A 23,228-nucleotide genomic window follows, 5' to 3' on the forward strand; every position below is an offset into this window, starting at 1 on the left:
CATTCACTATAATTATATGAACATAAGGGGTGAAGTTATTACATATTACTCTCTTCTGTTAATAAAGATGATATTCCTTGTTTACTAAATGTAAGTCTAACATTATCAGGCTCAACCTCTATTACTACATTATCCTTTTCTATAATCACTATTTTTCCTATTAACCCACTTCTAGTAATTATTTTGTCGTTAACTTTTAGTTCTGACAGCATGTTGTTGTAAGTTTTTTTTCTTTTCTTCTCAGGAATAATTAATACTCCATAAAATACTACAAGAATACCTACTAATATCAATATTTGTAATTGACCACCACTCATATTTTTACCCTTTCTTAAGCTCTTCCACCCCAAGCTTCAAGTTTTTCTCTCTTAAACTCATCAAAATAGTCTCCATCTATAGCTTTTCTTATATCTTCCATAAGTTTATTGTAGAAATACAGGTTATGTAATACACAAAGTCTCATAGCTAACATTTCTTTTGCTTTAAATAAATGTCTTATGTATGCTCTAGTGTAGTTCTGACAAGTTGGGCATTCACAGCCTTCATCTATAGGAGCTGAATCTAACTCAAACTTAGCATTCATTAAGTTTATCTTTCCACTCTTTGTAAATACATGACCATGTCTTCCATTTCTAGCAGGAAGTACGCAGTCAAAGAAATCTACGCCTCTTTCAACTGCTTCTAATATATTACTTGGGAGACCTACTCCCATTAAATATATAGGTTTATCTTCTGGAAGATGAGGAACTACTGCATCTATTACTCTATACATCTCTTCATGAGTTTCTCCAACTGCTAAACCTCCTATAGCATATCCATCTAAGTCCATCTTCGCTATAGTTTTAGCATGTTCTTCTCTTATATCATCATAAACTCCACCTTGATTTATTCCAAAAAGCATCTGCTCTTTATTTATAGTGTCAGGTAGTGAGTTTAATCTATCCATTTCAACTTTACATCTTTCAAGCCATCTTGTAGTTCTAGCTACAGACTTTTCTACATACTCTCTAGTTGATGGATTAGATACACATTCATCAAAAGCCATAGCTATAGTTGAAGCTAAGTTACTTTGAATCTGCATACTTTCTTCTGGTCCCATGAAGATTTTCTTTCCATCTATGTGAGAGTTAAAGTAAACTCCCTCTTCTTTTATCTTTCTCATAGCTGAAAGTGAAAACACTTGGAATCCACCTGAGTCTGTAAGTATAGGTCTATCCCAGTTCATGAACTTGTGCAGTCCACCTAAGTTACTAACAACTTTATCACTTGGTCTTAAGTGCAGATGATAAGTATTAGATAACTCAACTTGACAACCTATTTCCTTTAAATCCATAGATGAAACTCCGCCTTTTATAGCAGCTAAAGTTCCAACATTCATAAAAACTGGAGTTTCTATAGTTCCATGAGGAGTTTCAAATCTCCCTCTTCTTGCTTTTCCGTTTTTCTTTAAAAGTGTATACTTCTTAGACAAAATCTTTTCTCCTAACTATTAGTAATTTAATTTATAAACTAGTTTCTTCAACTTTAACTAAGTTTAGCAATCTTTGATAGACTTTTGCAGACTTTAATAATCTTTAACAATCTTTGTCAAACTTTAATGATATTTTACTGACTTTGCAAAGTTAACTGAATAAGTTTAATGAAGTTCTTACTTCATTGTCAACTCCAAACTATCAAGTCTACACTATTTAATAAACATAGCATCTCCAAAGGAGAAAAATCTATATTTCTCTTCTACTGCTGTTTTATATGCTTTCATTACATTGTCCTGCCCAGCTAAAGTTGAAACTAACATGATCAAAGTTGATTCAGGTAAGTGGAAGTTAGTTATCAAGTTGTCAACTACTTTAAACTTATAGCCTGGGTAGATGAATATGTTAGTCCACCCTGAAGCTTCTTTAACTTCTCCATTCTCATCTCCTACAGTTTCTAAAGTTCTTGTTGAAGTTGTTCCAACCGAAATAACTTTGTTGCCTCTCTTTTTAGTTTCGTTTATTACCTTCGCAGTTTCTTCTGATAATACATAAAACTCTGAATGCATATCATGTTCTTCTATATTTTCAACTTTAACTGGCCTAAAAGTTCCAAGTCCTACATGTAAAGTTAGATAAACTATATTTACACCCTTAGCTTTTATTTTCTCTAAAAGCTCTTCTGTAAAATGAAGACCAGCAGTTGGAGCTGCTGCAGAACCCTTTTCTTTTGAATATACAGTTTGATATCTTTCCTTATCATCTAAAGCTTCATGTATATATGGAGGAAGAGGCATCTCTCCTAAATCATCTAATACATTTTCAAAAAGTCCTTCATAATAAAACTTAACTATTCTATTACCATTATCTAAAACTTCTTTAACTTCAGCTGTAAGTTTACCATTTCCAAAAGTAAATCTAGCTTTAGGTTTAGCTTTTTTACCTGGTTTAGATAAACATTCCCATAAATCTTCTCCAACTTTTTTAAGAAGTAGAAACTCTATCCTTCCACCTGTGCCTTCTTTTTCTCCAATAAGTCTTGCAGGTAGTACTCTTGTGTTATTTAAAACCAAGGTATCTCCTTCGTTAAAATACTCTATTACATCATAAAAATGTTTATGAGAAACTTCACCTGTTTCTCTATCTAACACCATAAGTCTTGAACTTGTTCTATCCTCTAAGGGATGTTGAGCTATAAGTTCCTCTGGCAAATCAAAGTAAAAATCTTCAACTTTCATATCTAGCACCTTCTCTAATCAAATAATGTAGTTTGACTTTCATCCTTATTTTCAATCTTAATTCTTCCCAAATGTGTATAAGCCTTCTTAGTTGCCATTCTTCCTCTAGGAGTTCTTATAATGAACCCTCTTTGAAGAAGATAAGGTTCATAAACATCTTCTATTGTACCAAGTTCTTCTCCAACAAAATAAGAAAGAGTTTCTATACCAACTGGCCCTCCGTTGAAGTTATCTATAATTGCTTCAAGTATCTTATTGTCAACTCTATCGAAACCTTCTTCATCAACTTCTAGAAGTTCTAAAGATTCTTTTGCATCTTTGATATCTATAAAATCATGTTCTTTAACTTCTGAGTAATCTCTCACTCTCTTTAGAAGTCTGTTAGCTATTCTTGGAGTTCCTCTTGATCTTCTTGCAACTTCATAAGCACCTTCAGGAGTAATACTGCAACCTAAGATATCTGCACTTCTTACTATGATTTCTCTAAGTTCTTCATTTGTGTAATACTCCATAGATGAAAGAATTCCAAACCTATCTCTTAAAGGAGCAGTAAGCATACCAACTCTAGTTGTTGCACCTATTAAAGTAAACTTAGGTAACTCAAGTCTTATAGACTTTGCTGATGCACCTTTTCCTATTATGATATCTAAGGCATAGTCTTCCATAGCAGGATAAAGTATTTCCTCAACACTTCTGTTCAGTCTATGTATTTCATCAATAAACAAAACATCAAATTCATTTAAAGAAGTCAAAATAGCAGCTAAATCTCCTGCTCTTTCTATTGCAGGTCCAGAAGTAACCTTTAAATCTCCACCCATCTCCTTAGCTATAATATTGGCCAAAGTTGTCTTTCCTAAACCTGGAGGCCCATATAAAAGTACATGGTCTAAAGCTTCTCTTCTTTTTTTAGTTGCTTTTATAAAAATATTAAGTTTTTCCTTTACCTTCTGTTGTCCTATATACTCGCTGATTTTCTGAGGTCTTAAACTTAATTCACCTTGGGAATCTTCTAGAATTTCTTCGCCTGTAGTCATTCTATCATCCATTTCCCCACCCCTATCTCATAAGCATTTTTAAACACTCTTTTATTATCTCTTCAACTGATTTATCAACATCAGCATTAGAAAGAGCCTTCTGAGCTTCTTTCTCAGTATATCCTAGTGCCATTAAAGCACTTAAAGCTTCATTAATATTGTTAGCGTAAATATTATTCATATCAATATCAATTGAAGCATCTTTATTATCTAAAAGCTCATCTGCTTTAAACTTATCCTTAAGCTCTAATATAATTCTCTGAGCAGTCTTTTTACCTATTCCAGGTGCTCTTACTACATGTTTTTCGTCACCTATCATTATAGCATACTTAAGATTATCAACTGTGCTTATAGATAAAAGCGATAAAGCAGCCTTAGCTCCAACTCCATTAATAGTTAAAAGTATATTAAACATATCAAGTTCTTCTCTAGACAAAAATCCATATAAACCTATAAAGTCTTCCCTAACTATCTGTTGAATATAGATAGTTACTTCTTCATCAAGCTTTGGAAGTTTAGCTAAAGTAGAACCAGATGTGAAAATCTTATATCCAATTCCGTTATTCTCAACTACTATATAATCCTTATTTATTCCTTTATGTAAACCTCTAATATATTCGTACATATTCTCACCTCAACCTTTAAAAACCTACATAATACTTTAGCATTTATGGAGTATTTTATCAATAAGAATGCGAAAATTTGTTTGGAGGGTAGAAATGAGAAATCACCTATAACTATTATCATAGGTGATTTCTCTAGATTAAATTATATTTAATCATTTAATATAAGTTCTGATTTAAATACTATTACAGCATTTCCAGATATTTTTACTTCTTTAGGTTCCTCATCTTCTATACCTACCTCAACCTCTATAATACCTGGTCTTTTCATAGCTTCTCCTTGCTTTGCTTTAAATTTGAAGGAAGAGTTATCGTGTTTAATAAGGTTATGATGTACTAAATATGCACCTAAAGGCCCATTTGCATTACCTGTGACGGGATCTTCATTAATTCCTATACTAGGTGCAAACATTCTTCCATGAACTAAAATATCACTTTCCTCTGAATCAACTGTGAAAACATAATATCCATTGCAATTTATAATACTACTTAACCTAGCTAGCCCATAATAGTCTGGATTTAAGTTATTTAAAACAACTTTATCTTTAATCCCAATCATGACTTTAGAGTGTCCCGTAGATACTATTTGGATTTTATAATCTTCAAGTAAATCATCCGCTTTTATATGTAAGGCTTCAAGAAGACTTTCTTTGTTTTTATCTTCAATAATATCGCCAAATTCAATCTCTCCTTGAGTCATGACAATTCTATAATCTTCATCTTCCCTTATTATATCAACAGGTAAAATTCCAGCTCCAGTTTTGTGGTATATTCTCATGCTATCTAAATTATTTTCAACTGCTCTTACATAGTGAGCTGCAATAGTTGCATGTCCACAGATTGGAACTTCATTTTTAGGAGTAAAAAAACGTACATGTACATCATAATCATCGTTATTTTTTGAAAATATAAATGCAGTTTCTGAATTATTTAGTTCTCTAGCAATTTTTTGCATTTCATCATCTTTTAATCCATCTGCATTAGTTATAACACCTGCTGGATTTCCAGAAAGCTTTTCTTTAGTAAATGAGTCAACTTGATATAAACTATATTTCCTCATCTTTTTCCTCCATAATATATTCACTTTTACTAAGTCTATAATAAAAATATTCTTTACCTTCAATTTCAATCTTATCTATTAATCTAAATCCACATTTTCTTATGACATTATTTGAAGCTAAATTATATGTTAATGCCGTTGCATTTAATATCTCTGTATTAGTATTTTCAAATAGATATTTTATTAAACCTTGAGCAGCTTGAGTTCCATACCCCTTACCTGTATATTCATTAGAAATAGCATACCCTATTTCCCTATTAGGTGGAGGTAATTCCTCTTTTAAACCTGAATTGATCCACCCTATAAGTTTATTACTCTTTTTCAATATAACCCCTAATCGAAAAGCACGTCCTTTAACCTTAGAGATATCAGGAACAGAATCTAAAAACTCTCTATTCTCTTTAATTTCATATTTAATTAACCATTCTCTACGTGTCTCCTTAGTTGCTATCCAATCAGGTAAAAACTCTGCTATTTCTGGTTGCAGGGTAATATTATATATCTCATCCAGATCCTCCATTTGGAATTCTCTTAGTACAATATCCTTACAGTTTATAGTAAAAATATTTGCTGAATTTTCATTATCAAAGTTTGTACAATTAGTGACCATTATAATTATCCTCTCTTTCAGTTTCTAAGCAACTCTCTCATTTAACTCATATTTGTTAAAAATATCTTTTATCTCATGCATATGTTAATTTAACATACCCTTTCATGATAACATCAAAATTTTTATTGAAACAACCTAATGATTAACTCCTAAATAAACTTGCACTTGTAAAGTAATGTTTTTGTAGATTAATTATAGATAAGTACTAAACTTATGATTATTCTAAAGTATCCTCGATTTCTTCTATTGTTGGTAATGTTCCCTTTAATTCCTCTGGTATTTTTTCTAACAGCTTATATTCACTAACACCTATTGGTTTTGTCATGTCTTTAAGGGAGTATTCTGCTACAAGTCTATTCTTCTCTTTACAAAGTATTATACCTATTGATGGATTATCTATTTCAGTTTTTAATATATCATCTACAGCCGAGAGATAAAAATTCAACTTACCTGCATACTCGGGTTTAAACTTGCCAGTTTTTAATTCTATTACCACATAACATCTTAATTTCAAATTATAAAACAGAAGATCTAAGTAGTAATCATCTCCACCTACTTGCAACTTATATTGATTTCCAATAAAAGCAAATCCTGATCCTAACTCTAATAAAAATTTAGTAACTTTCTTTACTAATTGATTTTCTATGTCTCTTTCATTCATTTCTTCTGTCATTGTAATAAAGTCAAATATATATGGATCTTTTAAAGTTTCTATAGCCAACTTATTATTAGGAGCTTTTAGTTTTTCCATAAAATTTGTTGTTTTTAAATCATTGTTTTATCTCTCAAACAGCTTGCTTTCAATTTGGTGAACTAAAGAGTATTTCTGCTCCATCCGTTTTCTATGGTTTTCTCAATATACCATAATCTTTGCTTCATATCACTAACTCTATCCATTAAAACTACATTGTGTGACCATGGAATTTGTGCAACCACTTGTTGCACAAATTGAATATCCACATATTCAGATGAAAATTTTCTCATATACTTTAGATTTCTTGGAGAAAATCCCTTTAATTCTGGAAATTCCGACTTAATTTCTTTTGCTATATTATCTATAACTTTAGCTCCCCAGCCTTCTTTTTCTTGATATTCTAAAATAGTTCTTCCTATGTTCCAATATAAAATTAATAACTCCTTATTTACAGCCAATAAAGCCTTTTGTCTTGAGGTTTTTATTTGATTCTTTATGCCACTTATCAAATTTTTATATTCACTGGATTTTTCTATGTTCATATTAAAAGTTACCCTACTTTCTTTAATCTTTTTTATTATATATTTCTCTCTCATTTTCTCTGTTCATCATTCTAATATTATATCACATTACATATTTGTATTAATATATACACTACTCATTCATCCTCAACTTCTCACTACATTCAATCATAATCTTTACAGAATTATTTATTGATTTGAATTCCACCTTAGTCCATGCTAAAATTTCACTTGTAGAAATAATATTTTGCAGATTAATCGGAACAGAGAGGTAATAATTTTATGAATACTTTTATTAAAAAACATGAATATAACTACATAAAGAGATGTTTAAAAGATTTAAAGAATTCTTTTAAAGGTTGTGTGGATAATGATATAATTGCTGCCAGTAAAATCTATATACAAGATAAGATAATTAGTGTATTTTCATCATTGTCTGAAGATGAGAAATCACTTTTAGATATTACAAACTTAACTAAATCCACTGAAGTTGATGAATACCTAGATAAATTAGAAGAGTATGTTTATGGAATGCAAAAAATTACAGATGCTCAGTTAAAGAAACTCTTTAAGAAAGAGAAAAAACTTAAACTTCCAAATCAAGAGGATCCCGATTCAAAAAATGTGTATTTAGGTTGGGTTGATGAGTCAGTTAGAAAGTTATTTATAGCTTATAAGTTAAATGATAATCTTGTTGGTATGTCTTGTAGAATATCAAATCCAGATCCAAATTCACATATATGTGTACTTTGTAATAGAGTTGGTAAAGAAAGCGAAGTAGCTTTTGTATCCCCTATATGCAAGACATCAAACTCTTTTGACGGAGCCTATAAATCTATAGGTTTTGATATTTGTTTGGATAGCAGTAAATGTAATGATAGAATAGAATCAGTAGAAAAGCTTGAGAAAATATTAAAAGAAGTTAATGATATAAAATAATATTTTTACACTAAAGGACTTACCATTTAAGGGTAAGTCCTTTAAATTTAAAATCATTGAATTTTATTGTTAAGTATATCCTCTAGATTTAAAACAATACTTTTTAAACTTACACCATTATTTTCATCATAAATAAAAAACTTAAGTTCAATTATATTACCAGTATTTCGAGCTTTATTAAAGTCTTCCTGAGTTATATCAAAATATTCATGCATAGGGGATTTTAGATATTTTGTACTTCTTTTTGAATGAAAGGAATATTGATTATTTTTTAATGTAGATTTTAAATACATTCTAAAAGTTTCCTTATCAATTTCACCTTTATCGTAGTTATTAAGTATTGATATAAGCTCTGCTGTAGCCATATATCCACTGACTAAATCATATCTAAAGTCCTTATTATGATCTCCTTTAGTATTTTTATCTCCCACTAAATTTTTTCTAGCAAATCTAAGCCAAGTCTCAGATGCTCCACGAAAACGCCTATACCTTATTTTTGTATCTTTAAATATTTTGTTATCTAGATTGAAAGTGGTCACAACTGCTTTAATCTCAGGATTATACTCCTTCCCCATATGACTTATAGCTATCCTTTTAGCCCATATTATTGCCTGTTCTTTAATGTTTGTAGTATAAAATCCAGTACCAAAGTCAGCAGAAGTCCTACTTTTTTTGTAATCAACTGTAGTTACTGCTATATCAGAACCATGATACAAGTACATATAACTCCTCCATAATTTTTTCCATATTATATTTATCCATTAATTATAGTATTTTAGAAAATTGAAAATGTTAATGTACTTATTCATTTAAAGTTTAGAGCTTTCTTTAAGACCTGCTTATAGTGGTGAATACTTTAAGAAGCCGTCTTCCATAATTAGTTTGATTTTTTCTATGTCATTTAAGTACTCTATGTAGGATTTAAGCATTCTTTCAACGGTGTAATATTTATATATACTTCCTACCTTGATGTTCAGATTTTCAAGTACAACTTTCATGATACATTCAAAGGTCATGGGCCTATCTATAAGTTCATATATAGCCATGGCCCTACTCTCATAGAAATCAATATTATCATCTATTAGTTTTGTGATGTCATCATATATTCCTTTATGGGCTACAACATATTTACTGCATTTAATATCATAAAGCTTAGCCTTACTTTTCATGTCTTCACTTAATATAAAGGCATAAGGAAGCTTTGATCCCTTCATAACCTCATAACTTATAAGTGCATCTCCTACATAGAAAACATCATCTGGAGTCATTATGCATATGTGTGATGGACTATGTCCAGGTGTATGAAGAATCTTGAAATTAACACCACGTACTGATATTTCTTTTTGATGTTTTTCTATTATGATATCTGTTTTAAATATCATATGTTCATGATGTTCTCTTACATCTCTTATAGTTTGTTCTCCATAATAAAGTTTAAGATTATCAAGTGAACTACTTATAACAGCTTCAAGTTCACTCATAGCAATTATAGAATTGTGTTTTTCCTTGATGTAAAAATTATTACCAGCATGATCAATATGAAAGTGACTATTTATTATAGCTACTACCTTAAATTTGTTATTTTCTAAAACTTCCTCTATTCCTTTTCTTTCACCTTTTGCCCAGCCACTATCTAACATTATTATTTCATTCTCATTGATTTTATAAAATGGAATATAAGTCATTCCAGTATCTATACAATATGTATTTCCTTTAACTTCTAGTATCTTCAATTTAACTTCTCCTTCTGTAAAAAATAAGCAGAGTTATTTTAACTCTGCTTAACTCTTATTCTTTGATTATTAGTCCAATTAACTTTGAAAAATCAACAGCTTGTATAGGTGAAACTATGGCACCTTTTATGTCATCTATACTCAAGTTTACTCCTTCAAACTCACAATCGCCTATATCCATTCCCTTTAAACTAGTTCCAGACATTTGACTTAGTTTAAAATCACATCTTCTAAAACTTACTTTATTTAGCTTGCAATACTGAAAACTACTGTTTTCAAATATTGAGTCAGTTATAACAACATTTTTCATTTCCCCATAGTTCATAAGAACAAACTTGCCATTACTGTTTTCTATATAAACATTCTGAAGAGAAGAATCATTAAGTTTTAACCCTATAAGTTTGCAGTTTACAAACTCTGTTCTATGTATAATTGCTCCACTAAAGTCAGCATTAGATAAGTCACAGTTCTCAAATCTTACATCAGTAAGTTCTAAAGACTCTAACTTAACTCCGTTAAAGTCTACTCTACTAAAGACAACTCCTTCAAAGTTAACACTACTTGCTTCACTTACTTCAACTTCACAATCAGTTATATAAATATTTTCTATTACACTTTCATCTTCAAGTGTAAGTTCGTTTATACTTCTACCTTCAATTCCTCTAAGTAACTGAGGTTTAGCTATTTTTATAGTTTTTTGACTAGTACTCATCTTCTTCTCCTAAAGTTTCATTTCATAATAATCCATTACAGAGGTTTCAACAAATCCACAAGACTTATATAAATTAAGTGCATTAGGATTTTCGCTATCTACTTGCAGCATAACTTCCTTAGCTCCATCTTCTATAAGTGTGTCAACTGCAAACTTTAACATCTCTCTTGCGTATCCTTTTCTTCTATGCTTTGGTAAAACTCCAAGTCCATAAATTCCACCTTTATCAGTTAACTCAAGACGAACTTTTCCAATTATTTCATTGTCCTTTTCAGCTAAGTAAGTTCTAATACCCTTCTTTTCCTCTTCTTCTGGAAGTATTAATTTTTCTTTATCATTTTCTTCAGGAACTTCTTCTCCAAAATAAATAGCATCCTGTTTTGCAAGTTCATAAGCATCTTCATTATTAGCTTTTCTAAAAGTTAAGTTTGATGGGCCTTTTGATAGTTCTGATGAACCTTCTTGCCTAAAATACATTTCATATTCAGTATGGTTATAAGTTGCCCCTAAGTTTTTGATAAATTCTTGTCCTTCCTTTGATGTTCTATCACTTAATAAAAACATATTATTTGAATTTCTTCTTTTCCATTCATCAATTACTAACTCACTTAACTTCTTAAAAACACCTTGTTTTCTGTAATCTGGATGTACCATTCCATTTACCTCAATAGGTGTGTTAAATCCACCAAAGCTTCCAATCCCTATGTACCCAATGAGTTTTTCTCCGTCAAAGTACATAAATTCATTTGTATTGTTTGTTATCTTTGAGCTTTCATTTGATGATGCAAGTTTATAATCAAGTTCTAGCTTTAATGCAACCTTATCAATACACTCTTGTTGTAACCTATTTATTACTTCATAATCTTCTTTATTTATATTTTCCTTGAGCTTGATCCATGGATTTTCTATGTTCTTCATAGTCCACCTCCTGATAATAATTCTATCTCTTCCACCATTTTACTCTCATAAAATACTAGTGTCTATCTAATTTTTGGTACAGAATCATTTGTTAACACCCAGCTTCTTATACTCTCTAGGCGTTACCCCTATATATTTCTTAAAAACTTCTGAGTAATAACTTGCATTTGAGAACCCTACTGCTAAAGCTATTTCAGTAATAGATGAATTCTCCTTAAGTAAAATTGCCATACTTCTCTCAACTCTGTATCTTAACAAATATTCAAAAGGGGTTTCCTTCATATACCTTTTAAATGAATGACTACATTCGCTTTTAGAAATATTAGCTGCTTTAGCCATATCTTCTAGTGATATTTTTGAGCTAAAGTTTTTGTGGATAAAAGTTACCACATTTTTTATATAATCTATACTTTTAGGATTGTTGCCTTCCTCTTTAAGAATAGATCTTGTATTTTGATAAAATATCCCCCATATATTAATCAAAAGTGCAGTTATTTCAATTTCATAACAAGGGGATTTTTCTTCATAAATGAATATTATCTTTTTGATCATCTCTACTATTTTGTTTTCCCACTCATTATCAGCTTTAAATAAATACAAGGAAAGTTTATTACAGTTTAATATTGGCTGAACATACTTTTTTTGAATCGCAGTTTCTTCAACTCCAAGTAAGTCTGGATTAAAAGTTATCACCTTATAGTGACAAGACTTACCATCAATAGCACTTCCTAAATGTAGGGCTTTAGAATTAACAAAAGAGCAGTCGCCAGCAGAGAGCACAGTTTCATGGTTATTTGCTTGGTACAACATCTCACCTTCATAAACATAGGTTAATTCAATCTCTTTATGCCAATGACAATTAAAGTAATTATTTTTATAATTTAATATACTTTCGTCACTTACCTTTAAGGGGAGCTCTGTTGTACCATGTAAAATCATTTCCATATCGTTCTCATTTGTAACAATTACCTTCTCCATAATAACTCCCTCCATAGTTTTAAGATTTGCAATATTGTTATATTTATATGCAATAATATTATATTTTCCGTCTATATAATTGCATTATACTTATAAATATAGAGGATTTCAATAAGTCATGGGAGGATTATAATATGAATAATATAGGCGTAGTTTTTGATTTTAATGGTACACTTTTTCATGATTCTGATAAACATGAAAAAGCATGGAGACAGTTTTTCAAAACTGAATTTAAACGAGATGTAACTGATGAGGAATTTAGAAAATATGTTCATGGTCGAAATGGTGATTTCACATTAAAATTTTTATCTGGAAAACCCTTAACAGATAAGGAAGTTTCCTCATATTTAGAGATTAAAGAGGAAATCTATAGAGAGCTTTGTTTATCTGATAAATCTAACTTTCATTTAGCTACTGGTGCTGAGATTCTTTTGGATGAACTTAAAGAAAGAAACATTCCAATCACAATAGCAACAGCCTCTCAACTTACAAATCTAAAGTTCTATATTGAAAGTTTCAATTTAACTAGATGGTTTGATGTGGACAAGATTGTATATGATGATGGTACAGTTCTTGGTAAACCTAACCCTGACTACTATATAAAAGCATCTAAAGAAATAGAAATATTACCTCAAAACTGCATTGTATTTGAAGATGCTATTTCTGGAATTCAAGCTGCTTATAGTGCTGGAATAGGTAAAATAATTGCTGTTACTTCTTCTAAAAATGAATCAACATTTCAAAACATGGTTGAAGTTTACGATGTAATTCATAACTTCCATGATTTTGATAGATTTCTTTTAAGACCGTAATTTTATAAAAGAAAAAACCGTTACAAAAAATAACGGTTTTTCTTCTATGATAGGAATTCGCTTAATTTTTCTTCAGCATCCTCTTTTGTTGTAAAAGAGAATTCAAAATTAACTATCTTTTCTTGGTCTAAGTCACTTAGTTCTTTAACCATCTTATAATTTTTAAATACATCTTTTGATTCATCTTCTATAGTAGGTTTTCCAGTGCTATCAGCTTTATATATAGCAAAATATCCATCTTTTTCGCCTAAGTAATAGCTGTTAGGAGTTAATTTTTTTACTGTACTCCTACTGAAAACCATCTGTTCTTCTCCTTCTTTTTCTAAGGAGTAGTTTTTATTTTCTAATTTATTTAAAAGTTCTTCTCTATTAATATCTCCAGTTATTGAGTTTTCGCTCTTATAATCCTTAAGCTTCATTGACTTTTCAACCTTATCATTATTCTTAAATATAAGCGTAATGGAGTCCTTTAAGCTTTTATCTTTTTCATTTAATAGCTGTTCTTTTTTAATTTGTTCTTGCTCAACCTTATATTTATTGTGTATATATTTTGAAACCCCTACATAAGTACCTGCAAAAACTAATACTAAAAATAAAGAACTTAAAATAATTACTGAAATAAGCTTTCTTTTATTCATAATAATCTCACCTCTTAGGTGTGATTATGTCCATTATTATCCAAAATATTCATTTCAATAGTAATTTATCTGATTTTTTTACCATCTAAATATCCTAATTTATATAAACCCTCTAACTTATTTTTATCTTTTGTAAATCTATCAACCTGAAGTTTTTCACTAGGTCTTATTACTATAGCCCTACCTTGTTTCTCAAGCTCATCAATTAAATCTAACTGCCTGTTATAAACCTCATGTCTAGTTTCCATAAGCTTAATTAAATTAGGATACTTTTTATAAAATCTTTTTGCAAGTCTAATGGACTTATCTTTTTCTTTTTTATAACCTAAATTTCTAGTAAGAACTACTACAAACTTTTCATATCCATCTCTTAATGCCTTCTCTATTGGAATAGGGTCTGCTATTGCTCCATCTAAAAATTTTTTATTCTCATATTCAACAATTGGAGAAACTAATGGAAGAGATGAAGAAGCTCTAACTATTAAGTTAGGATCATTAAGCTCCTTTTTATTATAATATATTGATTCTCCTGTCACTATATCCGTTACCCCTATATAAAAATCTCTATTATCATTTTCAAAAGTTTCATAATCAAACTTAACTAAGTTGTTTGGAATTTCATCAAATATAAAATTCATGCCGAATAATGATTTTTCTTTAAAATAATTCCTAAAACTTAAATATCTTTTATCATTTATGTAGTCAATCATTATTCTTCTATTTCTTCCCTTTTGTTTTGAAATATATGAAAAAGCATGACAAGCTCCTGCCGATACTCCTGCTACATAAGGAAAATTAATATCATTCTCCAAAAAATATTCTAATACTCCTGCTGTGTATATGCCTCTCATTCCGCCGCCTTCTAGAACTAATGCTGTATCTTTCATATGATTCACTCCTATAATTTATTCTATCTTTAAATTATAACAAACTATTTTAAAAATTATAACATAATTTATGTAACCATTGGAAATTTATATATGTATACTCTGTTTTACTATTGACTTACTAAGTTTTGGGTGATACTATAAAATAAATCAGAGTAAAATTATCGGAATTAAGAGGTGTTCGTTTTATGAAAGAAGTTTTAATTGATATAAAAAACTTAAAAACTAAAGTTGAAGATAAAGAGATCTTAAAAGGCTTAGATCTAAAAATTAATAAGGGTGAAGTTCACGTAATTATGGGACCTAACGGAGCAGGTAAATCTACTTTAGCTTACGCTATAATGGGTCATCCTAAGTATGAAGTATCTGAAGGCTCAATTTCCTTTGAAGGTGAAGATATATCAGAATTAAAGGTAAATGAAAGAGCTAAAAAAGGTATCTTCTTATCCTTCCAAAATCCAGAAGAAGTTCCTGGAATAACAGTTGAAAACTTTATACGTTCTTCTAAAAGTTCTGTTGAAGATAAACCAATAAGTCCATTTGCTTTTAATTTTAAATTAAAAAATCAAATGAAGAACTTAAGCATTCCTGAGACTTATGGAGAAAGATATTTAAATGTGGGCTTCTCTGGTGGAGAAAAGAAGAAAAATGAAATTCTTCAAATGCTTCTACTAGAACCTAAACTTGCTATATTAGATGAAACAGATTCTGGTCTAGATGTAGATGCAGTAAAAATTGTTTCTCAAGGGGTTTCAATGTTTAAGAAAGAAAATAATTCTATATTAATCATTACCCATAACACTAAAATCTTAGAAAATTTAAAAGCTGACTTTGTTCATGTTTTAATCGATGGAAAAATTGTTAAAACAGGATCTGAAGATCTTATAAGTGAAATCAACGAAAATGGTTTTAACGGCTTTAAAAATCTTATAGAAAAGTAAGGTGATAATTATGGAAAAGAGAAAAACCTATGTAGAAGACGTAGATAGAGGCATATATGATGTTAAAAATGAAGATAAATTTAGTTATAAATCAGATAAAGGGTTAACAAAGGAAGTTATATTATCTATTTCCAAAGAAAAAAATGAACCAGATTGGATGAGAGACTTTAGACTTAAGTCTTTAGATATATATAACTCTATAGAAGTTCCTACTTGGGGTCCTGATATAAGCGACCTTGATATGAACAACATAGTTACTTACGTTAAACCAGACACTTCAATGAAACATACTTGGGATGATGTTCCCGATGAAATAAAAAATACTTTTGAGTTATTAGGTATTCCTGAAGCCGAGAGAACTTCCCTAGCTGGAGTTGGCGCTCAATATGATTCAGAGGTTGTATATCATAGTATCAAAGAAGATCTAGTTAAGTTAGGTGTAGTTTACACTGACATGGAGACAGCTGTAAGAGATTACGAGGACATAGTAAAAAAATACTTTATGAAATTAGTTCCTCCTCAAGACCATAAGTTTGCAGCTCTACATGGTGCAGTTTGGTCAGGAGGTTCTTTTGTTTATGTACCTAAAGGAGTTGAAGTTGATATTCCACTTCAATCTTACTTTAGATTAAACTCTCCAGGAGCTGGTCAATTTGAACATACTCTAATAGTTGTTGAAGAAGGTGCTAAACTTCATTTTATAGAAGGTTGTTCAGCTCCTAAGTACAATGTAACTAACCTTCATGCAGGTTGTGTTGAACTTTTTGTTAAAGAAGATGCAACTTTGAGATACTCAACTATTGAGAACTGGTCAAGAAACATGATGAATTTAAACACTAAAAGAGCTTCAGTTGACAAAAACGGAAAAATAGAATGGATATCAGGATCTTTTGGATCAAAAGTTTCTATGTTATACCCAATGAGTATATTAAAAGGTGACGGTGCTTCTTCTGAGTTTACTGGAATAACTTTCGCATCATCTGGTCAAGAGTTAGACACAGGTACAAAGGTAATTCATGCAGCTCCCAACACTTCCTCTACTATAAACTCAAAGTCTATATCTAGAGATGGAGGTAAGGCAATCTACAGAGGAGTTGTTAGAATAACACCAAATGCAGTTAACTCAAAATCCACTGTTTCTTGTGAATCTTTAATGCTTGATAACAAGTCAATTTCAGATACTATACCAGTAGTTCAGATTGAAAATGACGAAGTTGATATCGGACATGAAGCTAAAATAGGAAGAATATCTGATGATGCTATCTTCTACTTAATGTCTAGAGGTTTAAGTGAAGATGAAGCTAAAAAGATGATAGTAAGAGGTTTCGTTGAACCAATTTCTAAAGAACTTCCACTTGAATACGCAGTTGAAATGAACAACTTAATTAACTTAGAACTTGAAGGTGCTATAGGATAGGAGGGATACAATGTCATTACAATTAACTAACTTAAACGAAATACCAGTAAAAACTTTTAGATGGCTTGGAATAAACAATGTTTCTTTAAAAGACGTTGAGGTTCCAACTATAACAGATTTTAAACACAACTTTGAATCAGTTGATGCAGACTCTTACAATCTAGACTTCTCTTCTAAAAACTTTCCTAAAGTTCTAGACTTTGAAAGAGAAACTTATGGAGTTTCTGAAGGAGTACTTAATCAAGTTAACAAGGAAGCTAACTCTAGCTTTTACTTAAATATAAAGAAGTCAGTTTTAGAACCTATCATAGTTAATTACAAGTTAGACTCTAAAAGTCCAACTCTTGTAGCTAATAACTTCATCTTAGCTGAAGAAGGTTCAACTGCTACTGTTATAGTAAGTCTTGACTCAACTGAAGATGAGTTTAACTATGCTAACTCTTTAATTAAGATCTATGCACAAAGAAACTCACAAGTAAATGTAGTTGTACTTCAAAGATTAAATAGCAAAAGTGTGAACTTAACATCTTCTGTATCTATACTTGAAGAAGATGCCAAAGTTAATTATAGTTTTATAGACTTAGGCTCACTTAACTCACTTTCTAGCTACTACTCTTACCTAAATGGAGAAAACTCTAACTCTAGTTTAGACTCTCTTTATATAGGTGAAGGCAAAAAGATAATAGACATCAATTACTCTCTTATTCAAAGAGGAAAGTCAACTTTAGGAGTAATAAACTCCAAAGGTGCTCTACTAGATGAAAGTAAAAAAATCTTTAGAGGTACATTAGACTTTAAGAGAGGTGCATCAGGTTCTATAGGAAAAGAGGAAGAGTATGTTATGCTTCTTTCCCCTAAAGCTAGAAACAGTTCAATTCCACTACTTTTATGTAGGGAAGATGATGTGCAAGGAGAACATGCAGCTTCTGCAGGAAAAATAGATGAAGACACTCTATTCTACTTGATGAGTAGAGGTTTATCTTTAGAAGAAAGTAAAAAGTTACTCATTTTAGCTCACTTTACACCAATTATAAATAATCTGCCAGAGAGTTTAAGAGAAGATTTAATTAATTCTATAGAGGAGAAACTTAAAAATGTCTAACAGTTATAAAGATTTATTTCCGCTAATTAAAAATAATGAAAATCTAATCTATCTTGATTCGGCAGCAACAAGTCAAAAACCTTATACTGTAATAGAAGCTTTAAATGAATATTATCATAAATCCAATGCCAATCCTCATAGAGGTGCTTACGGCATTTCAATAGACTCCACTAACATTTATGAAGCAGGAAGAGCCAAGGTTAAGGAACTACTTAACCTGCCTTCCTCTCATGAGGTTATATTTACTAAGAATAACACTGAAGCTTTAAACCTAGTTGCTTATTCCTATGGATTAACCTTTATTAATGAAGGTGATGAAATTGTTGTTTCAATAACAGAACATCACTCTAACTTAATTCCTTGGCAACATGTAGCTAAGGTTAAAAAGGCAACCTTAAAATATCTTTACATTAATGATAACTATAAAATAACTCAAGAAGAGATAGATGAAAAGATAACTTCAAAAACAAAGCTAATAGCAGTAGGTCAAGCTTCTAATGTACTTGGAACTATAAATCCAATAGAAGCTATAATAAAAAAGGCTCAAGAAGTTAACGCAAAAGTTATTGTAGATGGAGCTCAAGGAGTACCTCACATAAAAACTGATTTATCTAAATATACTCCTGACTTTTATACCTTCTCTCCTCATAAGATCTTTGGCCCAATGGGTATAGGGGTATTATGTGCAGATAAAAAACTATTAGATGAAATGCCTCCATTTATGTACGGTGGTGACATGGTTGAATATGTATATGAGCAAGAAACTACCTTTGATGAAGTTCCTCATAAGTTTGAAGCAGGAACTCAACATGTAGAAGGAGTTTATGGTTTAACTAAGGCAATAAATTTCATAAATACTATAGGATACGAAAATATACACACATATGAACAAGAACTTTTAGAGTATGCTCATGAAAAACTTAATTCTCTTTCCTACGTTAAAATAATAGGCCCAAAAGAGGCCCATGATAAGGTTGGTGTTGTTTCATTTGTAGTTGATGATATCCATCCTCATGATTTAGCTACCATACTAGATTCAAAAGGTATAGCATTAAGAGCTGGTAATCACTGTGCTCAACCACTTTTAAGATACTTAGGAGTAAATGCAACCAACAGAATCAGTTTATCTATTTATAATGAAAAAACTGACATTGATAAACTTGTAGATGCCTTAAACTATGCAAGGAGGTTATTTGGACATGGACATGAGTAAACTATACACAGAACTTATAATGGAACATAACAGCTCCAAAAGAAATAAAAGAGAACTTGAAAATCCAGACAAAACAGAAAGAGGTCATAACCCTTCTTGTGGAGATGAGATATCACTTTCAGTAAAATTTAATGGAGATATCATAGAAGATATGGCTTTTACAGGCAGCGGCTGTGCTATATCACAAGCTTCAACTTCTATCATGATAGATTTAATCAAAGGTAAAAGCAAACAAGAAGCTTTATCTTTAGTAGAAACCTTTATCTCCATGATAAAACGTGAAATCACAAATGAAGAAGAACTTCTAGCTCTAGAAGACGCTATGGTATTTCAAAACATCCAAAACATGCCTGCAAGAGTAAAGTGTGCAGTACTTGCTTGGCACACTTTAAAGGAATCACTCAAATAAATTAAGAGTTAAAAGAGAATAGTTAAGAGTTATGGATAAAATTCCTTAGGAATTTTTGATTAATAAAAGTTTTTTGCTTCCGCAAAAATCATCCATTACTATTAACTCTTAACTATTCATTATTAAACTAATTTCTGAACTCTCTATTTTCTTAATATTTTCTCCATGGTTTTACCTTTAGCTAGCTCATCAACTAATTTATCTAGATATCTGATTTTTTGCATTAATTCATCTTCTATTTCTTCTACTCTATATCCGCAAATTACTCCTTTTATAAGTGAAGCATTTGGATTAATATGAGGTGCTTGTTTAAAGAAGGTTTCCATATCTACTTCATTAACTATTTGCTTATGTAATGAATCTTCATCATACCCAGTAAGCCAAAAAATAACTTCATCCACTTCTTCTTTTGTTCTTCCTTTTTTCTCAACTTTTTGTATATAGAGTGGATAAATCCTTGAAAAAGGCATTGTGAAAATTTTTAAATTCTTCATTTTTAATTTCTCCTTAACTTTTTATAAAAACCATCTCAAATTTTAATAATATTACTTAATAAAATTGCTATTGACTTCACTTAATATGGTTTCTTTATTATGTTTTGCAAATGGGTTGGCAGAGGATAGCTTTTAATATGTTCAAATTTCTTAACTTCAACAGAACCAAGCCCTCCAGTTTCAATTATTAGCCTTTCATCTCCAACAGTATTGTGTGCTCCAACGTATGGATGTGCTATAACTTCTAACTCAATTAAATAACCTGTTTCATATTGCCTTTTAGCACTTATTATATCAACACTATATGCAAATATCATTGGAGCTTCTGTTAAGTATTCCTTATAATAATTATTCACTTCTTTTTGTATATGTGGTACAAGTAATGAGGTTATTACGTCTCTATAAATAATTTCCTTTGAATTCTCTGTTAACTGAATTGGTTCTTCTACTAATAACTCGTATGCAGAACATTCAGTTGTAAAAGACATTATTCCTACTAAAAGGCTTATCCCAAACAGAATTTTTTTCAAAAATCCCACCCCCAAAAGTATTCTATAATATAGAGTTTCTCTTATCAGTGGATTTATACTAAATCAATAACTTTTTAGGAAATAAAACTATGTCTCTAACTCCTTTAAGAAAAATCTTAAGCTCATCACGGTTTTAGCTATTTTATATTTATTTTCTAATGGCACTAAATCTGGATTTTCTACTAAATCAACAACTTCTTTTTCCTTAACCCCAGACATTAATGAGATCGTTTCTGCTGAAATATCATGATAATCTAATAAAACTTGCAAAAATGCTCCTATTTTAAAATCTGCATCATCTTTACCAATAAGTTCAAGCATCAATACTAAATTAGTTATCCTAACGTAATCCTCAAAATTCTCAAATAGCTTTTTCTCATCTTTATCTAAAATAACTTCTTTCTTTACATTTAATAGTTTTGATAGTACGTCAATATTAAATTTATATTTTCCAATCAATATTCCTAATGTTTCAATTGTAGATTTCTTAGTTATCACTTCTACCTCGTCCATATTAATTCCCTCCCTTATTAATTTATTCCTTATTATTTTATCAACACTTCTTTAAAACATAGTTATATGCACATGTAACAGTACTATGCTACTCCATTACTATTTCCTATATCCTTATCTATAATCATATCATTTTTTACTTGCAAATCATAACAATAATCCTCTTATCAAACTAACAGGTTCATCAAAACATCAAAAAGGCCCATCACAGTTTGTCAAACCATGAGGGGCCCATCAAATTAATTACTCCCACCTGAAAAATTTTATAGAAATGCTTACACATATAACTGCGATAATAATCATCAAAGTTGCTGGGATTAAAACGCTATCTGCTGCCAATCCAAGAGAAGTTGCTTTAAGAAGTTTTATTCCTTGGGTTAAAGGTAATATATCCGCTACCTTTTGAAGGGCTACAGGCATTACTTCATAAGGAAGAGTAGCTCCAGAAAATATAAGCATTGGAAAGTACAATAAACTTGCCGTCGCACTCGCTACTTTCATGTTTGGAGCAATTCCTCCTACTAGCACTCCTATGCTGAACATAGACAACATTACTAGAAAATATGCCCCTAAAAAATGAGTCCAGGAACCTTGAAGCTGATAATCAAAAAACATTGCTCCTACTATATAAATAAGAACAAGAGAAGTAATTGAATAAAGTGCATAAATAACAAGTTGGACTGTTAGTATAAGTGCGGGGCTTATAGGTGTAACTTTAAAGCGTTTTAATATCTTTCTATTTCTATAATCAGATACTACTAAAGGCAGCCCCATAACTCCCCCTGCACAAATAGCTATAGTTGATATCCCGCTAAAAGATTGAGCCAACAAAGTATATTCTGCCCCCTCAAAAGCAGGTTTATTTCCAAACACTAAACCCAATATAGCAATAACAACAACAGGCATAAATATAGCAAAGATAAGCATATCCATTCCCCTTAGGGATAATTTTAATTCTGTTTTAAATAAGGCTTTAAATGCTTTCATTTTCTTCCTCCTCATCTGTATACCAAAGGTAAGTATCTTCAAGTTTTTCATATGGACTTCTGTTGATTGCCTCACTTACTGTACCATGAAAAACACTTTTTCCATTTTTCAAAATCATGATTCTATCACATAAAACTTCAACCTCATCCATAAAATGAGAGGTTAATAAGATAGTAATCCCTTTCTTCTTTAGCTCTGATAGACTCTTCCATACCTCTCTGCGTGCCTTAGCATCCAATCCAGTAGTTAATTCATCTAAAAATACAACCTCAGGATTAGGAATCAAAGCTAGAATTATAAAAAGTCTTTGCTTCTGTCCCCCGGAAAGTTCACTAACCATGTTTTTCTGCTTATCAAAAAGTCCAAATTGTTTTAAAAGAACTCCATAATCCTGTGTTGTTTTATAAAGAGAGGCTGTAACTTCACAAAGCTCACCAACCTTTATTTTATCTTGATAGTTAGCCTCTTGAAATTGAACTCCTACCCTTTCAAATAACTTTTTCCTATGAACTTCAGGGTTCATTCCTAAAACAGATACTTTTCCACTGTCCTGCTTTTTTGTTCCTAAAATACATTCAATTGTTGTGCTTTTACCTGCACCATTTGCACCTAATAATCCAAATACTTCTCCATGGTAAATAGATAAATTAACATTCTCTACTGCTTTAATATCTCCATAAGACTTGTATAGTTCCTTAACTTCAATTGTTGCTTCCATACGATTAATACCTCCTCTTCTTTTCTTTCATAAAA

General features: G+C 30.6%; 26 protein-coding genes and 1 pseudogene. 7 read left to right on the forward strand and 20 right to left on the reverse strand.

Annotated features, from left to right (window positions below):
* Window positions 1-38 precede the first annotated feature (38 nt).
* From yajC to L1S49_RS01975, 8 genes and pseudogenes are all read right to left on the reverse strand, one after another.
* On the reverse strand, window positions 39-317 hold the full coding sequence (yajC, locus tag L1S49_RS01940; protein ID WP_238902331.1) for a preprotein translocase subunit YajC: 279 nt from the start codon (window positions 315-317) through the stop codon (window positions 39-41).
* Between the two features lie 14 nt (window positions 318-331).
* On the reverse strand, window positions 332-1,474 hold the full coding sequence (gene tgt, locus L1S49_RS01945) for a tRNA guanosine(34) transglycosylase Tgt (protein ID WP_238902614.1): 1,143 nt from the start codon (window positions 1,472-1,474) through the stop codon (window positions 332-334).
* Window positions 1,475-1,684: 210 nt separating this feature from the next.
* Entirely contained in the window at window positions 1,685-2,710 is a 1,026-nt protein-coding gene (gene queA, locus L1S49_RS01950) for a tRNA preQ1(34) S-adenosylmethionine ribosyltransferase-isomerase QueA (RefSeq protein WP_238902332.1), read from the reverse strand.
* 14 nt (window positions 2,711-2,724) lie between these two features.
* Window positions 2,725-3,756: a Holliday junction branch migration DNA helicase RuvB gene (ruvB, locus tag L1S49_RS01955; RefSeq protein WP_238902333.1), complete on the reverse strand. Its 1,032-nt coding sequence runs from the start codon at window positions 3,754-3,756 to the stop codon at window positions 2,725-2,727.
* Window positions 3,757-3,766: 10 nt separating this feature from the next.
* Window positions 3,767-4,369 carry a Holliday junction branch migration protein RuvA gene (gene ruvA / locus L1S49_RS01960; RefSeq protein WP_238902334.1) on the reverse strand — a complete coding sequence of 201 codons (603 nt, stop codon included), beginning with the start codon at window positions 4,367-4,369 and terminating at the stop codon, window positions 3,767-3,769.
* A 149-nt stretch (window positions 4,370-4,518) separates the two neighbouring features.
* Window positions 4,519-5,427: a PhzF family isomerase gene (locus tag L1S49_RS01965; RefSeq protein ID WP_238902335.1), complete on the reverse strand. Its 909-nt coding sequence runs from the start codon at window positions 5,425-5,427 to the stop codon at window positions 4,519-4,521.
* Window positions 5,414-6,037: a GNAT family N-acetyltransferase gene (locus tag L1S49_RS01970; RefSeq protein WP_238902336.1), complete on the reverse strand. Its 624-nt coding sequence runs from the start codon at window positions 6,035-6,037 to the stop codon at window positions 5,414-5,416. Before L1S49_RS01970 ends, L1S49_RS01965 begins: the two co-directional genes overlap by 14 nt.
* 217 nt (window positions 6,038-6,254) lie before the next feature.
* Window positions 6,255-7,273: pseudogene (locus tag L1S49_RS01975) on the reverse strand (PDDEXK nuclease domain-containing protein).
* A 261-nt stretch (window positions 7,274-7,534) separates the two neighbouring features.
* On the opposite strand from L1S49_RS01975, the gene L1S49_RS01980 reads away from it, so the two are divergent.
* A complete protein-coding gene (locus tag L1S49_RS01980; RefSeq protein WP_238902337.1) occupies window positions 7,535-8,191 on the forward strand; it encodes an FBP domain-containing protein in 657 nt (218 codons plus the stop codon).
* Between the two features lie 53 nt (window positions 8,192-8,244).
* Here the strand turns inward: L1S49_RS01980 and L1S49_RS01985 are convergent, their stop codons facing one another.
* The 5 genes from L1S49_RS01985 to L1S49_RS02005 all read right to left on the reverse strand — a co-directional run bounded on the left by L1S49_RS01985 (window position 8,245) and on the right by L1S49_RS02005 (window position 12,532).
* The gene (locus L1S49_RS01985; RefSeq protein WP_238902338.1) at window positions 8,245-8,913 is read right to left on the reverse strand and encodes a DUF3990 domain-containing protein; all 669 of its coding nucleotides are present in this window, start codon (window positions 8,911-8,913) and stop codon (window positions 8,245-8,247) included.
* Between the two features lie 117 nt (window positions 8,914-9,030).
* On the reverse strand, window positions 9,031-9,924 hold the full coding sequence (locus tag L1S49_RS01990; RefSeq protein WP_238902339.1) for an MBL fold metallo-hydrolase: 894 nt from the start codon (window positions 9,922-9,924) through the stop codon (window positions 9,031-9,033).
* Between the two features lie 55 nt (window positions 9,925-9,979).
* Window positions 9,980-10,636: a pentapeptide repeat-containing protein gene (locus tag L1S49_RS01995; protein ID WP_238902340.1), complete on the reverse strand. Its 657-nt coding sequence runs from the start codon at window positions 10,634-10,636 to the stop codon at window positions 9,980-9,982.
* Between the two features lie 9 nt (window positions 10,637-10,645).
* A complete protein-coding gene (locus tag L1S49_RS02000; RefSeq protein ID WP_238902341.1) occupies window positions 10,646-11,554 on the reverse strand; it encodes a GNAT family N-acetyltransferase in 909 nt (302 codons plus the stop codon).
* Window positions 11,555-11,638: 84 nt separating this feature from the next.
* On the reverse strand, window positions 11,639-12,532 hold the full coding sequence (locus L1S49_RS02005) for an AraC family transcriptional regulator (RefSeq protein WP_238902342.1): 894 nt from the start codon (window positions 12,530-12,532) through the stop codon (window positions 11,639-11,641).
* A 134-nt stretch (window positions 12,533-12,666) separates the two neighbouring features.
* Here L1S49_RS02005 and L1S49_RS02010 point away from each other — a divergent pair, with 134 nt between their 5' ends.
* Window positions 12,667-13,344 (forward strand): HAD family phosphatase, encoded by a 678-nt coding sequence (locus L1S49_RS02010; protein ID WP_238902343.1) that lies wholly within the window; start codon window positions 12,667-12,669, stop codon window positions 13,342-13,344.
* Window positions 13,345-13,388: 44 nt separating this feature from the next.
* Here L1S49_RS02010 and L1S49_RS02015 read toward each other — a convergent pair whose 3' ends face one another.
* A complete protein-coding gene (locus L1S49_RS02015) occupies window positions 13,389-13,982 on the reverse strand; it encodes a hypothetical protein (RefSeq protein WP_238902344.1) in 594 nt (197 codons plus the stop codon).
* A gap of 65 nt (window positions 13,983-14,047) precedes the next feature.
* Window positions 14,048-14,869 carry a patatin family protein gene (locus L1S49_RS02020; RefSeq protein WP_238902345.1) on the reverse strand — a complete coding sequence of 274 codons (822 nt, stop codon included), beginning with the start codon at window positions 14,867-14,869 and terminating at the stop codon, window positions 14,048-14,050.
* Window positions 14,870-15,057: 188 nt separating this feature from the next.
* Here L1S49_RS02020 and sufC point away from each other — a divergent pair, with 188 nt between their 5' ends.
* From sufC to sufU, 5 genes are read left to right on the forward strand one after another with little or no spacing between them, the layout of a single operon-like run.
* Window positions 15,058-15,810: a Fe-S cluster assembly ATPase SufC gene (sufC, locus tag L1S49_RS02025; protein ID WP_181600802.1), complete on the forward strand. Its 753-nt coding sequence runs from the start codon at window positions 15,058-15,060 to the stop codon at window positions 15,808-15,810.
* A gap of 10 nt (window positions 15,811-15,820) precedes the next feature.
* Window positions 15,821-17,227, forward strand: a complete 1,407-nt coding sequence (sufB, locus tag L1S49_RS02030) for a Fe-S cluster assembly protein SufB (protein ID WP_021801312.1) — start codon at window positions 15,821-15,823, stop codon at window positions 17,225-17,227.
* Between the two features lie 10 nt (window positions 17,228-17,237).
* The gene (gene sufD / locus L1S49_RS02035) at window positions 17,238-18,329 is read left to right on the forward strand and encodes a Fe-S cluster assembly protein SufD (protein WP_238902346.1); all 1,092 of its coding nucleotides are present in this window, start codon (window positions 17,238-17,240) and stop codon (window positions 18,327-18,329) included.
* Entirely contained in the window at window positions 18,322-19,542 is a 1,221-nt protein-coding gene (locus tag L1S49_RS02040; protein WP_238902347.1) for a SufS family cysteine desulfurase, read from the forward strand. Before sufD ends, L1S49_RS02040 begins: the two co-directional genes overlap by 8 nt.
* Window positions 19,529-19,951, forward strand: a complete 423-nt coding sequence (sufU, locus tag L1S49_RS02045; RefSeq protein WP_073019981.1) for a Fe-S cluster assembly sulfur transfer protein SufU — start codon at window positions 19,529-19,531, stop codon at window positions 19,949-19,951. The genes L1S49_RS02040 and sufU overlap by 14 nt, the downstream gene beginning before the upstream one ends.
* 143 nt (window positions 19,952-20,094) lie before the next feature.
* Here the strand turns inward: sufU and L1S49_RS02050 are convergent, their stop codons facing one another.
* From L1S49_RS02050 to L1S49_RS02070, 5 genes are all read right to left on the reverse strand, one after another.
* The gene (locus L1S49_RS02050; protein WP_238902348.1) at window positions 20,095-20,445 is read right to left on the reverse strand and encodes a DUF2200 domain-containing protein; all 351 of its coding nucleotides are present in this window, start codon (window positions 20,443-20,445) and stop codon (window positions 20,095-20,097) included.
* An 80-nt stretch (window positions 20,446-20,525) separates the two neighbouring features.
* Window positions 20,526-20,984 carry a DUF3888 domain-containing protein gene (locus L1S49_RS02055; RefSeq protein WP_238902349.1) on the reverse strand — a complete coding sequence of 153 codons (459 nt, stop codon included), beginning with the start codon at window positions 20,982-20,984 and terminating at the stop codon, window positions 20,526-20,528.
* Between the two features lie 78 nt (window positions 20,985-21,062).
* Complete coding sequence (locus L1S49_RS02060) at window positions 21,063-21,488, reverse strand: HTH domain-containing protein (RefSeq protein ID WP_238902350.1); 426 nt, start codon at window positions 21,486-21,488, stop codon at window positions 21,063-21,065.
* A 243-nt stretch (window positions 21,489-21,731) separates the two neighbouring features.
* On the reverse strand, window positions 21,732-22,475 hold the full coding sequence (locus L1S49_RS02065) for an ABC transporter permease (protein ID WP_238902351.1): 744 nt from the start codon (window positions 22,473-22,475) through the stop codon (window positions 21,732-21,734).
* Complete coding sequence (locus L1S49_RS02070) at window positions 22,462-23,193, reverse strand: ABC transporter ATP-binding protein (protein WP_238902352.1); 732 nt, start codon at window positions 23,191-23,193, stop codon at window positions 22,462-22,464. The genes L1S49_RS02065 and L1S49_RS02070 overlap by 14 nt, the downstream gene beginning before the upstream one ends.
* Window positions 23,194-23,228 lie beyond the last annotated feature (35 nt).

Source organism: Clostridium sp. YIM B02506, assembly GCF_022324845.1.
Taxonomy (GTDB): Bacteria; Bacillota; Clostridia; order Clostridiales; family Clostridiaceae; genus Clostridium_T; species Clostridium_T intestinale.

Bases quoted from the DNA above. Each gene is read 5' to 3' on its own strand.
- yajC (WP_238902331.1), bottom strand. From the start codon at position 317: ATGAGTGGTGGTCAATTACAAATATTGATATTAGTAGGTATTCTTGTA.
- queA (WP_238902332.1), bottom strand. From the start codon at position 2,710: ATGAAAGTTGAAGATTTTTACTTTGATTTGCCAGAGGAACTTATAGCT.
- ruvB (WP_238902333.1), bottom strand. From the start codon at position 3,756: ATGGATGATAGAATGACTACAGGCGAAGAAATTCTAGAAGATTCCCAA.
- ruvA (WP_238902334.1), bottom strand. From the start codon at position 4,369: ATGTACGAATATATTAGAGGTTTACATAAAGGAATAAATAAGGATTAT.
- L1S49_RS01965 (WP_238902335.1), bottom strand. From the start codon at position 5,427: ATGAGGAAATATAGTTTATATCAAGTTGACTCATTTACTAAAGAAAAG.
- L1S49_RS01970 (WP_238902336.1), bottom strand. From the start codon at position 6,037: ATGGTCACTAATTGTACAAACTTTGATAATGAAAATTCAGCAAATATT.
- L1S49_RS01980 (WP_238902337.1), top strand. From the start codon at position 7,535: ATGAATACTTTTATTAAAAAACATGAATATAACTACATAAAGAGATGT.
- L1S49_RS01985 (WP_238902338.1), bottom strand. From the start codon at position 8,913: ATGTACTTGTATCATGGTTCTGATATAGCAGTAACTACAGTTGATTAC.
- L1S49_RS01995 (WP_238902340.1), bottom strand. From the start codon at position 10,636: ATGAGTACTAGTCAAAAAACTATAAAAATAGCTAAACCTCAGTTACTT.
- L1S49_RS02000 (WP_238902341.1), bottom strand. From the start codon at position 11,554: ATGAAGAACATAGAAAATCCATGGATCAAGCTCAAGGAAAATATAAAT.
- L1S49_RS02005 (WP_238902342.1), bottom strand. From the start codon at position 12,532: ATGGAGAAGGTAATTGTTACAAATGAGAACGATATGGAAATGATTTTA.
- L1S49_RS02010 (WP_238902343.1), top strand. From the start codon at position 12,667: ATGAATAATATAGGCGTAGTTTTTGATTTTAATGGTACACTTTTTCAT.
- L1S49_RS02015 (WP_238902344.1), bottom strand. From the start codon at position 13,982: ATGAATAAAAGAAAGCTTATTTCAGTAATTATTTTAAGTTCTTTATTT.
- L1S49_RS02020 (WP_238902345.1), bottom strand. From the start codon at position 14,869: ATGAAAGATACAGCATTAGTTCTAGAAGGCGGCGGAATGAGAGGCATA.
- sufC (WP_181600802.1), top strand. From the start codon at position 15,058: ATGAAAGAAGTTTTAATTGATATAAAAAACTTAAAAACTAAAGTTGAA.
- sufB (WP_021801312.1), top strand. From the start codon at position 15,821: ATGGAAAAGAGAAAAACCTATGTAGAAGACGTAGATAGAGGCATATAT.
- sufD (WP_238902346.1), top strand. From the start codon at position 17,238: ATGTCATTACAATTAACTAACTTAAACGAAATACCAGTAAAAACTTTT.
- L1S49_RS02040 (WP_238902347.1), top strand. From the start codon at position 18,322: ATGTCTAACAGTTATAAAGATTTATTTCCGCTAATTAAAAATAATGAA.
- sufU (WP_073019981.1), top strand. From the start codon at position 19,529: ATGGACATGAGTAAACTATACACAGAACTTATAATGGAACATAACAGC.
- L1S49_RS02050 (WP_238902348.1), bottom strand. From the start codon at position 20,445: ATGAAGAATTTAAAAATTTTCACAATGCCTTTTTCAAGGATTTATCCA.
- L1S49_RS02060 (WP_238902350.1), bottom strand. From the start codon at position 21,488: ATGGACGAGGTAGAAGTGATAACTAAGAAATCTACAATTGAAACATTA.
- L1S49_RS02065 (WP_238902351.1), bottom strand. From the start codon at position 22,475: ATGAAAGCATTTAAAGCCTTATTTAAAACAGAATTAAAATTATCCCTA.
- L1S49_RS02070 (WP_238902352.1), bottom strand. From the start codon at position 23,193: ATGGAAGCAACAATTGAAGTTAAGGAACTATACAAGTCTTATGGAGAT.